Origin of the sequence: Flavobacterium celericrescens (genome assembly GCF_011392075.1) — a bacterium.
Lineage (GTDB): Bacteria > Bacteroidota > Bacteroidia > Flavobacteriales > Flavobacteriaceae > Flavobacterium > Flavobacterium celericrescens.
In genome coordinates, this window is record NZ_JAAJBV010000003.1 from 113,544 (window position 1) to 127,381 (window position 13,838).

A 13,838-nucleotide genomic window follows, 5' to 3' on the forward strand; every position below is an offset into this window, starting at 1 on the left:
AAAAATGAAATACCTAAAACTAATTCGATTCCAAAACCTACTGATGCTTGCTTTCATGCAATTGGTTTTCCGTTATTTATTCTTAGCAAATTCTTATGTAGACATGGCGCTAACCGATTTAAATTATATTTTATTGGTGCTCTCAACTGTTTGTATTGCGGCTGGTGGTTATGTCATCAACAACATTATGGACCAAGACACTGATGAAATTGCGAAACCTCAAAATCGTGTAGTAGGCGTTTCTATTTCGGAAACCGTGGCTTATAATTGGTACATTGGCTTAACCATTGTTGGTGTTGGAATTGGGTTTTATTTATCCAATGTGATTTATAAACCAACCTTTGCTTCTATGTTTATTTTAGTCGCTACCCTATTATATGTATATGCTACTAATTTGAAACAAATTCCGCTTTTAGGAAATGTAATCGTAGCATTTTTACTATCGGTAAGCATCTTAATTATTGCGCTATTTGATATATTCCCAGCTACTGATATGGACAACAAAATCAGAATGGGTGAAGCATTTAATATTTTGGTTGATTATGCTATTTTTGCTTTTATCATCAACTTGATTAGAGAATTGGTTAAAGATTTAGAAGATATGGATGGAGATAGTGCAACAGGTATCAATACCCTACCCATTGCAATAGGAATCAACAAAACCAAAATTCTTGTAGGCATTTTAACAGTAACCGCTATTGCTCTTTTGGTATACTACATTAAAGTACACCTTTTTGATTTAAATTATGTATTGTATTATGGTTTGGTTTTCATTGTAGGACCACTTATTTTTCTTGGCGTTAAACTAATTCAAGCCCAGGATAAAAAAGAATACCACTTTTTAAGTACGCTATTAAAAATTGTGCTATTCTTTGGCATACTATCTGTTGCTGTAATTGTATTAAATTTAAAATATGCTTAATACCATATTACAACATAAAAACATTATCCTAGCTTCAGGTTCACCGAGAAGGCAACAGTTTTTTAAAGAAATGGATTTGGCTTTTTCTATTCAGTTAAAAGAAGTGGAAGAAATTTATCCCAATCATTTAAAAGCAGCAGAAATCACTAATTTTTTAGCTGAGTTAAAAGCCAATGCGTTTGAAAATGAATTAAAGGAAAACGATATCCTAATTACCAGCGACACTATCGTTTGGTTGGATGGAAAAGCTTTGGGTAAGCCTAAAGATTATGATGATGCTTTCAAAATGTTGCAAGAGCTAGGCGGTCAAACCCATGAAGTTATTACTTCGGTTTGTATAAAAACATCAACCAAAACCGAAACATTTCATTGTGTGACAAAAGTAACCTTTGCTACCCTAGCAGAGGAGCATATTCGTTATTATCTAGACCAATACAAACCATTTGATAAAGCAGGTAGTTATGGTATTCAAGATTGGATTGGTTTAATTGGAATTGAAAAAATAGAAGGTTCCTATACCAATGTTGTTGGTTTGCCCACAGAAATGTTATTTCAAAAATTAATGCATTATGTTTAAACTAATCGAAAATCCCTATTTACATGAAGAGATTGCCACATTGTTGGTCGTTTTTTTATACATTATTTTTAGAGTAGTAAGCAGTAAGATTGTTCGTAAATATGCCAATTTGAATGAAATATTAGAGCACCGTACCAATCTGGTTATCAAATACATCAACTTACTATTAGGGATTTTAGCACTTATATCCATTGTCATCATTTGGGGAGTAAAGAAAGATCAAATTTTACTGTTTATTTCATCTGTATTTGCCGTTGTTGGTGTGGCATCGTTTGCCCAATGGTCTATTTTGAGTAACATTACTGCTGGAATTATCATTTTCTTTTCTTATCCGTTTAAAATTGGAGATAAAATTAAAATACACGACAAAGATTTTCCTGTAGAAGGAGAAATTGTTGATATCAAAGCCTTTTATGTAATTTTAAAATCTACAGATGGCGAAATGATAACCTATCCCAACAATTTATTAATGCAGAAAGGAATTTCAGTAGTGTATAGAATCACTGAAGAAAAAGAATTTTTTGATTAAATCAATTAATAAAATAGTGTTAAAAAGGAAGCAATTAAAACTTCCTTTTTTTTATTTCCTTATTTTTGAATCAAAACCATAGCAATGAACAGAAACATTACTTTACTCCTTTTTGTATTTACAAGCCTCACAACATTTGCACAAGCGCCTCAAAAACTGAGTTCGGTGGAAATATACGAACAAGTACAAAAACTAAATTTTTTAGGCAAAGTATTGTATGTAGCAGCTCATCCAGATGATGAGAACACCAAATTGATAACCTATTTTTCGAATTATTATCATGCGCAAACGGCTTATTTATCGTTAACTCGTGGTGATGGCGGACAAAATTTAATTGGAACCGAATTAAGAGAAAAATTAGGCGCTATTAGAACACAAGAATTATTAGCCGCAAGAAGAATTGATGGCGGTGAACAATTTTTTACCCGTGCCAATGATTTTGGCTTTTCAAAAGAACCGAATGAAACCTTTGCCATTTGGAATAAAAATGAAGTATTAGAAGACGTTGTACAAGTCATTGAAACGTTTCAACCCGATATTATTATTAATCGTTTTAATCACAGTACGCCTGGAACAACACACGGACATCATACTGCATCAGCAATGTTAAGTTTGGAAGCGTATGATTTGGTAAAATACAAACCCAAACGAATCTTTTTCAATACTTCATGGTGGTTTTACGGAAGTCAGGAAGCATTTGATGCCGCTGACAAATCAAAATTATTGGCTATAAACTCCAATGTTTATTATCCGTTAAAAGGAAAAAGTAACAATGAAATAGCAGCTTTGAGTCGCAGTCAGCACAAATGCCAAGGTTTTGGAACCATTGGAAGCCGTGGTGATGAAACCGAATATTTAGAACTCTTAAAAGGTGATTTACCCAATAATGCAAACCTATTTGAAGGAATTGACACGTCTTGGAATCGCGTAAAAGGCGGTACAGAAATCGGTGCAATATTAAATGAGATGGAGCAAAATTTCAACTTCGAAAACCCGTCTGTTCATATCCCTAATTTGATAAAAGCATATGATTTGATTCAGAAATTAGAAGATGCGCATTGGAAATCCATCAAATCCAAACAAATCATTAAAATAATGGAAGCTTGTAGTGGCTTATTTATGGAAGCAGTTGCAGATACAGAAACCACAACAAAAGATAGCCCATTCAACATCAATATTGAAGTCATTAATCGAAGTCAATCGAATGCTAAATTAATATCCGTGAAAGCTTTAGAAGTTCCAACTGATACGAAAAATATTGCCTTAAAAAACAATGAAAAGATAAGCTTTCAACTAAAAAATGTACAGGTTGGTGAAGTTATTGATTATTCGAACTTATTTTGGTTAAAAGAACCTAAGACAGAAGGAATGTATCATGTATCAGATAAATCCATTCGTATTCTTCCTGAAGTTACGGTACAATTCCCAGTTGTTTTTACCATCGAAATAGAAGGTAAAACGATAGAATTTGTAAAAAACATTTGTTATAAATTCAACAATCCAGACGATGGAGAAACTTATGTTCCGTTTACTGTTTTGCCTGCTGTTACTACTAAAATTGAACCTGAAGTAATTATTTTCAACGGTACACAATCTAAAGAAATAATTGTAGCGATTAAAGCACATAAACCCAATGTTAAAGGTATAGTAAGTGTTGTAATTCCGGCAGATTGGAAAGTAAGTCCTAAAGAGATTCCGTTTGAAATTACCTCAAAAAATGAAGAAAAGAAATATACATTTACACTATACCCAACAAAACCAGAAATTGCTACCACACTAAAAACAAAGGTTCAAATTGAAAACACCATTTTAGATCAAAAGCTGGTTAGTATTCAATATCCACACATTCCTAAGCAAACCATTTTAGTCCCATCGGAATCAAAATTAGTGAAATTGGACATTGAAACGAAAGGTAAAAACATAGGATATATTATGGGAGCAGGAGACGAAGTACACAAAAACTTAGAAAATCTAGGTTTTAAAGTTACTACCATTCATCCAAGTGAAATTACGGAAACAACTATTCAACAATTTGATGCGGTAATTTTAGGAATTAGAGCTTTTAATGTAGTGGATGAATTAAAATATAAGAATAAAATATTATTTGATTATGTGGCTAACGGAGGTAATCTAATAGTTCAATACAACACAACTAATAATTTAATTACCAAAGAAATAGCGCCCTTTGAATTAAAATTATCCAACGAAAGAGTTACGGATGAAAACGCGAAAGTTACTTTCTTAGCACCAAATCATAAAGTACTGAATCAACCTAATAAAATTACTGAAAAAGACTTTTTAGGTTGGGTACAAGAACAAGGGTTATATTATCCAAACAAATGGAGTACTGAATTTATTCCTATTATTGCATCCAATGACGAAGGTGAAACTCCAAAACAAGGCGGATTACTTATTGCAAAATATGGAAAAGGAAACTACATTTACACAGGTCTTAGTTTTTTTAGAGAATTACCCGAAGGTGTTTGTGGTGCTTACAGATTATTAGCAAATATGATTGCCTTGGATTGATGATGGATAATGAGCTAAACTTTGTTTAGCAGTTACCTAGGGTTAGGAGATTCCTTGCAAGCTCGGAATGACAGAATCAGAAAACTTGAAACTTGAAACAAAAAAACTTTATGGAACCAAAATACAAATGGAAAAAAAGCTATAGTGTCGTGCTGATACTAAATGCGCTTTATATTTTGATTTTCTATTTACTAATGGAAATATACAACTAATATGGAAATCTTAGATTGGATTGTATTATCCACAACCCTATTCTTTATTGTAGTTTATGGCGCTTTAAAAACCAAAGGAAGCGCAACCGTGAAAGATTATTTGTTAGACAACAACGAAACACCTTGGTTTACGGTTGGTATTTCGGTCATGGCAACACAAGCCAGTGCTATTACTTTTTTATCCACACCCGGACAAGCCTATCATGACGGGATGGGATTTGTGCAGTTCTATTTTGGATTGCCTTTAGCCATGATTGTGATTGCTTATACCTTCATTCCTATTTATCATAAATTAAAAGTATTCACTGCCTACGAATATTTAGAACAACGTTTTAATGTAGAAACCAGAACCTTAGCATCTGTGTTATTTTTAATTCAAAGAGGTTTAGGAACCGGAATCACTATCTATGCCCCTTCTATTATTTTATCGGCGCTTTTGGGTTGGAATTTGACAATGTTGAATATCATAATTGGAGTTTTAGTCATCATCTACACCGTTTCTGGAGGTACAAAAGCTGTTAATGTCACGCAAAAACAACAGATGTTTGTGATTATGTCGGGCATGTTTATTACTTTTTTTGTAATTCTAGCACATTTACCACAAGATGTAGACTTTTCAAATGTTTTGCATATTGCGGGTGCTAATGGCAAAATGGATATTTTGGATTTTTCATATAATCCAGAAACACGCTACACCTTTTGGAGTGGTATAACTGGTGGATTCTTCTTAATGCTGTCTTATTTCGGTACTGATCAATCGCAAGTAGGTCGTTATCTTTCAGGAAAATCAATCAAAGAAAGCCAAATGGGATTAATTATGAATGGTATTTTAAAAGTACCTATGCAGTTTTTCATACTATTAACTGGTGTATTGGTTTTTGTGTTTTTTCAGTTCAACGACGCGCCTTTGCACTTTAATCCTATCAATGTAGAAAAAGTATCCAGTTCCTCACAAAAAGAAGCCTATCACGATTTAGAAAAACAACTGAATCAAGTCAATATTGATAAAAAAGTAGTTAATCAAATTTATATTGAACAATTAAAACACAACGAATACGACAACCCTACGTTGCGCAAAAAAATGATTGCTTTGTCTTTGGAAGAAAAAGAACTAAGAGACGATGCCAAAACCTTAATTTCAAAAGCAGATAAAAGTGCAGAAACCAATGATAAAGATTATGTGTTCTTATACTTTATCATGAATTATTTACCCAAAGGACTGCTAGGATTGTTGTTAGCTGTGATTATCAGTGCAGCGATGTCGTCAAGTGCTTCTGGATTAAATTCGCTAGCTGCAACCACCGCGATTGACTTATACAAACGAAATGTTCCTCATAAATCAGATAAACATTATGTTTATACCACACAATATTTTACTTTGTTTTGGGGAATTGTAGCGATAGGCTTTGCTTGTGTAAGTTCGTTATTTGAAAATCTAATTCAATTGGTAAATATTATCGGTTCTATATTTTATGGTACTGTTTTAGGGATTTTCTTAATCGGTTTTTATATTAAATACATCAAAGGGAAAGCTGTTTTTTATGGAGGAATCATCAGTCAAACTATTGTAATTTTAATTTTTCTACAGTATATTTTCTTTGAATCAAATGAGAGTGAAAAATTAGGCTATCTATGGTTAAATTTAATCGGTGTAGTGCTCACCTTAGGAATTTCATTTGTATTGCAACAATTTTTCAATAAAAAAGAAGCATAAAAAAAGTCCAGTTATAAACTGGACTTTTACATTTTGAATTAACACTTAACTATTATTTTGACCATTCAGCAATACTGTCTTTATTCATTTTTTCATAATCAGCATTTCCTTCTTTGATTGCACCTTCAAGTGATAATTTAGCCGTTTGTATAGCTCCTTTTTTATCACCTAATTTAGCCTGAATCAATGATTTTAATCGCAAATACCAATATGGAACATCTTTATCTTTTGGAGACAAACTAACCGCAGAGTTTACCCATGAAAGAGCTTTATTCAAATCACCGTTAGTTTGATAAAAATATTGAGCCGCAGCAAAATAATCTCCAGCAGATGGACCTGCTAATGTTTTTTCAATACTCTTCATAGCTGCTTCTTGCGTAGGAACTGTAAAAGGCACAGAAACAATTGTTCTCTCCCAAGACAATTCTAATACCCCAGAATCGTTTGATAAATTATTTAAAAAAATAGAAAACGATTCAACCGATTTCGATAAAGTTTCTGGCTTAACAGTAACTCTTAAAGCAACTTTAACTTCATCCCATACTTCTGGTAATCCCCAATTATTAGTATCTGTATAAAAAATAATATCCCAACTATCAGCTTTTGGTGTAGTATATAATGCATATTTTCCTTTTGCAAGATCTTTACCACATACTTTTACATTTTCACTAAAAGAAATAGTCGTATTGGCATTGGCACCTGTTCTCCAGTTTTTTCCAAATGGAACTAAATCACCATAAACAGTTCTCCCTTTTGCACTAGGTCTTGAATAATCAATTTGAATATTAGTTAAACCTACCACCTGCTCTACCTTAGCGGCTGGACTAGCTTGAGGTGTTTTTACCTGTGCTTCAACAAAAAAATTGGCAAGCATTACCGCCAATATCACAATAACTTTTCTCATAGATTTGATTTTTAGTTTTCCAAAATTACAAATTGTTAGCGATTCAAATGTTAAGAATAACTTAAATGAAATATTATTGTTTAATCATTTTCAATATATGTTAAACAAATTTGTAACTTTACAAAAAAAATAAGATGAAAATATATCGCTTACATACCAAACAAAATTTACCAATCAGCATTGACAAAGCATGGGAATTACTATCTGACCCTAAAAACCTACAACTTATTACACCTGATTACATGGGATTTAAAATCCTTTCAGGAGCAGACCGACCAATGTTTCCTGGACAAATTATACAATATATAGTAACCCCAGTTTTAGGCATTCCTGCAAAATGGGTTACAGAAATCACACACGTTGTTGATAAAAAGTATTTTGTTGACGAGCAACGTTTTGGCCCATACGCACTGTGGCATCACAAACATTTCATCAAAGAAATTCCTGGTGGTGTTGAAATGGAAGATATTGTAGATTATAAAGTGCCGTTTGGTATTATAGGTCAACTAGTTCATCCCATATTGGTTAAACCGAAATTGGATGAAATATTTGACTACAGAAGAAAAAAACTAATCGAATTATTTGGCGAATTTAAAGGATAACATCATGAAAAACATACTGTTAATTGGCGGTTCGTATGGAATTGGATTAGCCATAGCAAAAGAACTACAATTTGAAAATAACGTTTATATCGCTTCAAGAAGCAATGAAAACATAGCCGATGTTAAAGCAATTCATATTCCATTCGATGCAACCACAGATACTCTTGATACTGCTCAACTACCTGCTGTGATTGATGGATTAGTATATTGTCCAGGAAGCATTAATTTAAGACCATTTAAAGGATTAAAACCAGAAGCTTTTGAAGCCGATTTACAAATTAATTTCATAAGTTTGGTAAAAGTAATTCAATCCGTTTTGCCTAATTTATTAGCATCGGAACAAGCTAGTATTGTTACTTTTAGTAGTGTTGCAGCTACTATGGGAATGCCATTTCACACGAGTGTTGCGGCTTCTAAAGGTGCTATCGAAGGGTTTGCAAAAGCATTAGCCGCAGAATATGCTCCAAAAATTAGAGTTAACGTAATTGCGCCATCATTAACAGACACACCTTTAGCCGATAAATTCTTGAATAACGAAAGTAAACAAGAAAAATCTGCCGAACGTCATCCTTTAAAACGATTTGGAAAACCAGAAGACAGTGCACAAATGGCAACCTTTTTATTAAGTGATAAAAGCAGTTGGATTTCGGGACAAATTTTCCACGTAGATGGCGGAATGTCAACTTTATTAGTAAATGGATAACGAAATTTTCGCTTCGCTAAAATGTAAGCCTATTTCATAGGAGATTCCTACTTTCGGCGGAATGACAATAAAACTTGAAACCTGAAACTTGAAACTTGAAACAAAAACAACAAATAAACATGAACATCTTTTGGTTTAGACGCGATTTAAGAGTAGACGACAACGTTGGATTTTTTCATGCTTTAAATAGCGATGAAGAAGTGTTACCTATTTTTATTTTTGATGAAAACATTCTGTCGCAATTACCAAAAAATGATGCTCGCGTTACTTTTATTCATGAACAATTAGAGAAAATTCAATCGGAATTGAAGAAACACGGAAAATCATTGGCTGTTTTTCATGGAAACCCAATTGAAGTTTTTGAAAAACTAATTGCTGAAAACAGCGTTTCATCGGTTTACACTAATCACGATTACGAACCTTATGCTCGCAAACGTGATAAGGAAATGAATCAGTTGTTCGTAAGTAAAGGAATTTCGTTTTTAACCTCAAAAGACCAGGTTATTTTCGAAAAAAGTGAAGTGGTAAAAGACGATGGAAGTCCGTATGTGGTGTATACGCCATACTCAAAAAAATGGAAGGAAAATTTCAAGAAAATTAAATTAGTTCATTATCCATCGGAAGAGAAATTGGCTAAAATTGCAAAGCACTTCTACCCTTTTTTATCGTTGGCCGATATTGGTTTTGAAAAATCTAAAATTCAAGTAACTCCTTATGATGTTTCGAAAAATTTAATTCAGAATTACGAAGCTACGCGAAATTTTCCTGCTTTAAATAAAACTTCTTATTTGGGAATTTATCTGCGATTTGGAACGATTTCTATTCGAAAAATGATTGGAAAAGCTATCACTGAAAAGAACGAAACCTTTTGGAACGAATTGATTTGGCGAGAATTCTTCATGCAAATCTTATGGCATTTCCCACATACAAAAAATGCAAGTTTCCGACCAAAATATGATGCTATTATTTGGGAAAACAATGAAGATTTATTTCAAAAATGGTGTCAAGGAAAAACAGGTTATCCATTTGTTGATGCGGGAATGCGCGAATTGAATAAAACTGGTCACATGCACAATCGTGTGCGTATGATTGTGGCTAGTTTTTTGTGCAAACATCTCCTAATTGATTGGCGTTGGGGCGAAGCTTATTTCGCTCAAAACCTTTTAGATTACGAAATGGCGAGTAACGTTGGAAATTGGCAATGGGCTGCAGGTTCTGGAGTTGATGCCGCACCTTATTTCCGAATTTTCAACCCAACAGAACAAATCAAGAAGTTTGATAAAAACTTAAAATACATCAAAAAATGGGTTCCTGAATTGGAAACCCAATATTACCCAAAACCTATTGTAGACCACAAAGAAGCTCGAGAAAAATGCCTTAAAGTTTACAAAGAAGCGGTTGGATAAAATAGCGTTGCTCTAAACACTATAAAACGTAAAAAATGAAAATTGTTTGGTTCAAGAGAGATTTGCGTTTGCACGATCATGAAGCCTTACATGAAGCTTTATCGACTTCTGGGAAAACTTTATTGCTTTACATTTTCGAACCTTCGTTGATGAACGATTATCACTATAGTCGACGTCATTTTGATTTTATAAAACAATCATTAGAAGCACTACAAAAAGAGCTTTTAAAATATCATACCCAAATTTTAATTGTTCAAGGCGAAGCCGTTGCTGTTTTTGAAAAACTATCGAAACTCATTTCAATTCGAGAAATATATTCTCATCAAGAAACAGGAATAAAATTAACTTACGAAAGAGATTTAGCAGTAGCTGATTTACTGGAAGAGAAAGGAATCATTTGGAAAGAACACATCACAAATGGCGTTATTCGCGGCATCAAAAACCGAAATACATGGAAAGAAGATTGGTATGATTACATGGATAAAGACTGCTTACCTTTCAATCCAACGTCAAGAAGTTTTGTAAAATATATCGAAATTGAAGAGTTGGAAAATACTTTTGATATTCCTTCCATAAAAACCACTCACAATGCTAATTTTCAAAAAGGTGGTGTTCCAACAGCCATTCGCTATATGAATTCATTTTTTGAAGAACGCGTTCAAAATTATAGCAATCACATTTCAAAACCTGAATTGGCTAGAAAAGGTTGTAGCCGATTATCGCCTTATATTGCATGGGGAAATTTATCAATTCGACAAGTGTACACCAAAGCTTGGGAAATTCATCGGCAAGGAAAATTCAAACGTCAGATTTCTAATTTTGCTTCACGTTTACGTTGGCAAGCACATTTCATTCAGAAATTTGAGATGGAATGTTCAATGGAATTCATTGCCGTTAATAAAGGCTATCGCAATTTGAATCAAAGAGTTAATGAAAAATATCACAAGGCTTGGATTACTGGAAAAACAGGTGTTCCGTTGGTTGATGCTTGTATGCGTTGTTTGAATACGACTGGTTATTTGAATTTTAGAATGCGTGCTTTGGTAGTGTCGTTTTATACACATCATTTATTCCAACCTTGGCAAAATTGTAGTCCACATTTGGCTCAACAATTTTTAGATTTTGAACCTGGAATACACTATCCGCAAATTCAAATGCAAGCTGGCGTTACAGGAATTAATACGTTACGCGTTTATAATCCTGTGAAAAATTCGTACGAACATGATGAAGATGGAAATTTTATTAAGAAATGGGTTCCTGAATTAGCAAATATACCGGCTGAATTTATTCACGAACCATGGAAATTAACTCCAATTGAACAAATGTTGTATGGCTTTCAAATTGGAAAAGATTATCCATTTCCGATTGTGAATTTGGAAGAAGCTAGAAAGTTTTCCAGTGATTTCTTTTGGTCGATGCGAAAAGACGAGTCCGTTAAAAAAGATAGCAAACGAATAGTTGAAAAACACACGTTTCAAGATAGAGAAATGAGTTAGTTTAAATCACGAACTTTCTCAAAATTCAGTTCATTAAAGTGCTGAATGACTACGTTTGCTTTTGATAAATCTTGATTTTTGGAATGAAAACTATTGTAACCCACGCAAAAAATTCCTGCTGAAACTGCTGCTTGAATTCCGTTGGTACTATCTTCAATTACGATGCAATTTTCTTTTGGAGCAACCGATAAACTCGCAGCATGTTCAAATATTGCAGGATGCGGTTTCGACTTTGGAAAATCTTCACCTGAAACGATATGTGTAAAATATTGATGCAAGTTAAAACGAGTAAACACTCTATTAATCGTCACCTTTGAAGCTGAAGAAGCTACAATTAGTTGTATTCCGTTTGCATGTAAATCTTTGATTAAATCTTCCACACCCTCAATCAAATATAAATCTTCTTTGGAATCAAAAGCATCGTTGAAGAGATTTCGTTTGGTTAAAATCAACTCTTCGACCTCTTCCACTAAACTGAATCGCTCTTTTAGTTTTTGAAAAATATTTCGAGTCGAATTTCCAGTAAATGAAGCATATAACTCATCTGAAACTTCTATATTTAATTGTTTAAAGTGTTTGTGATACGCATAATGATGTACCGGTTCGGTATCAACAATTACACCATCCATATCAAAAATTACTGTTTGTATCATTTCATTTCTTTAAGAAATACAAAAGTGCAAATGTTTTTTGCGTAAAAAAAACAATTTGTATTAAACCTTTTTGAATATCTTTAGTCTTATGAAAATAATTGATTGACTTTGCAAGACGAGAAAGCATTTGTATTAGAATTACTAAACCCTAAAACGCAAAATGAAGCGTTTAGAAAACTCTTGCAATTATATCAAAAACCTTTATACAATCATGTCAGAGGAATGGTTTTGAATCATGATGATGCTGATGATGTATTACAAAATACGTTTATTAAAGTATTTGCCAATTTAAAGAGTTTTAAAGGCGATAGTAAACTTTTCTCATGGATGTACCGAATAGCAACCAATGAAGCAATTACTTTTATGCAGCAAAGAGCCAAAAAACAAGGTATCAGCAGCGAAGAAGCCCAACAAAAAGCATTGAATAAGTTAGAAAGTGATGTGTTTTTTGATGGAAATGAAATTCAATTAAAACTTCAAAAAGCGATTGCTACTTTACCCGAAAAACAACAACTTGTCTTTAAAATGAAATATTTTGAAGAATTAAAATATGAAGAAATGTCTGAAATTTTAACTACTTCGGTAGGCGCTTTAAAAGCGAGTTATCATATAGCTGTAAAGAAAATTGAAGAATTTTTACATACCAATTAAACCTTTTAGTACTATTTTTGTCTAATAAATATGAAACGATTTGATTTAGAAAATAACGATAAAATTAACTCTGGATTTAAAACTCCAGAGCGCTACTTTGAGCAATTTGAAGCCAAAATAATGCAACAAATTACTACTGAAAAACCAGTCAAAGAAGTGAAAGTAGTATCCTTATTTTACCGTAAGCAAGTATGGATTAGTAGTATTGCTGCATTATTTTTATTGGCAATCGCTATTCCAGTATATTTTAATATGGCGAGTGAAAGTAATTTAGAATCTACTACTATTGAAAGTTATTTAGCACAACAGCAAAGTGTAAACACCAACGAATTGATTCAGCATTTATCAGACGAAGATATTACCGAGTTAGAATCTACACTTGGCGTTTCTACCACAGAAAGTGATGAAATTGAAGCCTATTTATCGGAAACTGAAAACCTAGACTATATTTTAAACGAATAAAAATATGAAAACGAAAATTATATTGCCTTTTATATTGTTGTTAGTAACTTCAATTTCCTTTGCACAAGGATTTAAGGATAAAAAAGAAAAAGTAAAAGCTTTAAAAGTAGCATACATTACAGAACAACTGGATTTAACTACTGAAGAAGCACAAAAATTTTGGCCTATCTATAATGCGTTTGATGACAAACAAGCCGAGTTGCGTCATGAAAAAATGAAAGCTATTTTAGATCGATTTGAGCCTGGAAGTGTTGAAAAATTATCAGAAAAAGAAGCTTCTGCTCTACTGACTCAAATGGAAACTATTGAAGAAAGTTTGTTTACGCTTCGTAAAAAATTCATTAAAGACTTGCAAGGCGTTATCAGTGCTAAAAAAATCATTAAGCTTAAAAAAGCTGAAGAAGATTTCAATCGTCATTTATTAAAACAAATTCGAGAAAAAAGAAAAGGATAAAAAAAAACGCTCAATTAATAGTTG

14 protein-coding genes are annotated in these 13,838 nt (G+C 32.8%); 12 read left to right on the forward strand and 2 right to left on the reverse strand.

Going from position 1 to position 13,838, the window contains the following annotated elements:
- Nucleotides 1-4: 4 nt before the first annotated feature.
- The 5 genes from G4L40_RS05310 to G4L40_RS05330 all read left to right on the forward strand — a co-directional run bounded on the left by G4L40_RS05310 (nucleotide 5) and on the right by G4L40_RS05330 (nucleotide 6,483).
- Entirely contained in the window at nucleotides 5-922 is a 918-nt protein-coding gene (locus G4L40_RS05310) for a geranylgeranylglycerol-phosphate geranylgeranyltransferase (protein WP_166236116.1), read from the forward strand.
- Nucleotides 915-1,499, forward strand: coding sequence for a Maf-like protein (locus tag G4L40_RS05315; RefSeq protein ID WP_166236117.1), 585 nt, complete (start codon nucleotides 915-917; stop codon nucleotides 1,497-1,499). Before G4L40_RS05310 ends, G4L40_RS05315 begins: the two co-directional genes overlap by 8 nt.
- Nucleotides 1,492-2,028, forward strand: a complete 537-nt coding sequence (locus tag G4L40_RS05320) for a mechanosensitive ion channel domain-containing protein (protein WP_166236118.1) — start codon at nucleotides 1,492-1,494, stop codon at nucleotides 2,026-2,028. Before G4L40_RS05315 ends, G4L40_RS05320 begins: the two co-directional genes overlap by 8 nt.
- An 84-nt stretch (nucleotides 2,029-2,112) precedes the next feature.
- Nucleotides 2,113-4,557: a PIG-L family deacetylase gene (locus tag G4L40_RS05325; RefSeq protein WP_166236119.1), complete on the forward strand. Its 2,445-nt coding sequence runs from the start codon at nucleotides 2,113-2,115 to the stop codon at nucleotides 4,555-4,557.
- Between the two features lie 213 nt (nucleotides 4,558-4,770).
- Nucleotides 4,771-6,483, forward strand: coding sequence for a sodium:solute symporter (locus G4L40_RS05330; protein ID WP_166236120.1), 1,713 nt, complete (start codon nucleotides 4,771-4,773; stop codon nucleotides 6,481-6,483).
- A gap of 52 nt (nucleotides 6,484-6,535) precedes the next feature.
- Here G4L40_RS05330 and G4L40_RS05335 read toward each other — a convergent pair whose 3' ends face one another.
- The gene (locus G4L40_RS05335; protein ID WP_166236121.1) at nucleotides 6,536-7,387 is read right to left on the reverse strand and encodes a DUF2911 domain-containing protein; all 852 of its coding nucleotides are present in this window, start codon (nucleotides 7,385-7,387) and stop codon (nucleotides 6,536-6,538) included.
- A 134-nt stretch (nucleotides 7,388-7,521) separates the two neighbouring features.
- Here G4L40_RS05335 and G4L40_RS05340 point away from each other — a divergent pair, with 134 nt between their 5' ends.
- From G4L40_RS05340 to G4L40_RS05355, 4 genes are all read left to right on the forward strand, one after another.
- Nucleotides 7,522-7,989 (forward strand): SRPBCC family protein, encoded by a 468-nt coding sequence (locus G4L40_RS05340; RefSeq protein WP_166236122.1) that lies wholly within the window; start codon nucleotides 7,522-7,524, stop codon nucleotides 7,987-7,989.
- A 4-nt stretch (nucleotides 7,990-7,993) separates the two neighbouring features.
- Nucleotides 7,994-8,692, forward strand: a complete 699-nt coding sequence (locus tag G4L40_RS05345) for an SDR family NAD(P)-dependent oxidoreductase (RefSeq protein ID WP_207785333.1) — start codon at nucleotides 7,994-7,996, stop codon at nucleotides 8,690-8,692.
- Between the two features lie 119 nt (nucleotides 8,693-8,811).
- A complete protein-coding gene (locus tag G4L40_RS05350) occupies nucleotides 8,812-10,098 on the forward strand; it encodes a cryptochrome/photolyase family protein (protein WP_166236123.1) in 1,287 nt (428 codons plus the stop codon).
- Between the two features lie 35 nt (nucleotides 10,099-10,133).
- The gene (locus tag G4L40_RS05355) at nucleotides 10,134-11,594 is read left to right on the forward strand and encodes a cryptochrome/deoxyribodipyrimidine photo-lyase family protein (protein WP_166236124.1); all 1,461 of its coding nucleotides are present in this window, start codon (nucleotides 10,134-10,136) and stop codon (nucleotides 11,592-11,594) included.
- Here the strand turns inward: G4L40_RS05355 and G4L40_RS05360 are convergent.
- Complete coding sequence (locus tag G4L40_RS05360) at nucleotides 11,591-12,247, reverse strand: HAD family hydrolase (RefSeq protein ID WP_166236125.1); 657 nt, start codon at nucleotides 12,245-12,247, stop codon at nucleotides 11,591-11,593. The genes G4L40_RS05355 and G4L40_RS05360 overlap by 4 nt on opposite strands.
- A 108-nt stretch (nucleotides 12,248-12,355) precedes the next feature.
- Here G4L40_RS05360 and G4L40_RS05365 point away from each other — a divergent pair, with 108 nt between their 5' ends.
- From G4L40_RS05365 to G4L40_RS05375, 3 genes are read left to right on the forward strand one after another with little or no spacing between them, the layout of a single operon-like run.
- On the forward strand, nucleotides 12,356-12,898 hold the full coding sequence (locus tag G4L40_RS05365; RefSeq protein WP_166236126.1) for an RNA polymerase sigma factor: 543 nt from the start codon (nucleotides 12,356-12,358) through the stop codon (nucleotides 12,896-12,898).
- A gap of 30 nt (nucleotides 12,899-12,928) precedes the next feature.
- Nucleotides 12,929-13,360 (forward strand): hypothetical protein, encoded by a 432-nt coding sequence (locus G4L40_RS05370; RefSeq protein WP_166236127.1) that lies wholly within the window; start codon nucleotides 12,929-12,931, stop codon nucleotides 13,358-13,360.
- A gap of 4 nt (nucleotides 13,361-13,364) precedes the next feature.
- Complete coding sequence (locus G4L40_RS05375; protein WP_166236128.1) at nucleotides 13,365-13,814, forward strand: sensor of ECF-type sigma factor; 450 nt, start codon at nucleotides 13,365-13,367, stop codon at nucleotides 13,812-13,814.
- Nucleotides 13,815-13,838: the final 24 nt, after the last annotated feature.

Bases quoted from the DNA above. Each gene is read 5' to 3' on its own strand.
- G4L40_RS05345 (WP_207785333.1), top strand. From the start codon at position 7,994: ATGAAAAACATACTGTTAATTGGCGGTTCGTATGGAATTGGATTAGCC.
- G4L40_RS05375 (WP_166236128.1), top strand. From the start codon at position 13,365: ATGAAAACGAAAATTATATTGCCTTTTATATTGTTGTTAGTAACTTCA.
- G4L40_RS05310 (WP_166236116.1), top strand. From the start codon at position 5: ATGAAATACCTAAAACTAATTCGATTCCAAAACCTACTGATGCTTGCT.
- G4L40_RS05320 (WP_166236118.1), top strand. From the start codon at position 1,492: ATGTTTAAACTAATCGAAAATCCCTATTTACATGAAGAGATTGCCACA.
- G4L40_RS05340 (WP_166236122.1), top strand. From the start codon at position 7,522: ATGAAAATATATCGCTTACATACCAAACAAAATTTACCAATCAGCATT.
- G4L40_RS05315 (WP_166236117.1), top strand. From the start codon at position 915: ATGCTTAATACCATATTACAACATAAAAACATTATCCTAGCTTCAGGT.
- G4L40_RS05355 (WP_166236124.1), top strand. From the start codon at position 10,134: ATGAAAATTGTTTGGTTCAAGAGAGATTTGCGTTTGCACGATCATGAA.
- G4L40_RS05330 (WP_166236120.1), top strand. From the start codon at position 4,771: ATGGAAATCTTAGATTGGATTGTATTATCCACAACCCTATTCTTTATT.
- G4L40_RS05360 (WP_166236125.1), bottom strand. From the start codon at position 12,247: ATGATACAAACAGTAATTTTTGATATGGATGGTGTAATTGTTGATACC.
- G4L40_RS05350 (WP_166236123.1), top strand. From the start codon at position 8,812: ATGAACATCTTTTGGTTTAGACGCGATTTAAGAGTAGACGACAACGTT.
- G4L40_RS05335 (WP_166236121.1), bottom strand. From the start codon at position 7,387: ATGAGAAAAGTTATTGTGATATTGGCGGTAATGCTTGCCAATTTTTTT.
- G4L40_RS05325 (WP_166236119.1), top strand. From the start codon at position 2,113: ATGAACAGAAACATTACTTTACTCCTTTTTGTATTTACAAGCCTCACA.
- G4L40_RS05370 (WP_166236127.1), top strand. From the start codon at position 12,929: ATGAAACGATTTGATTTAGAAAATAACGATAAAATTAACTCTGGATTT.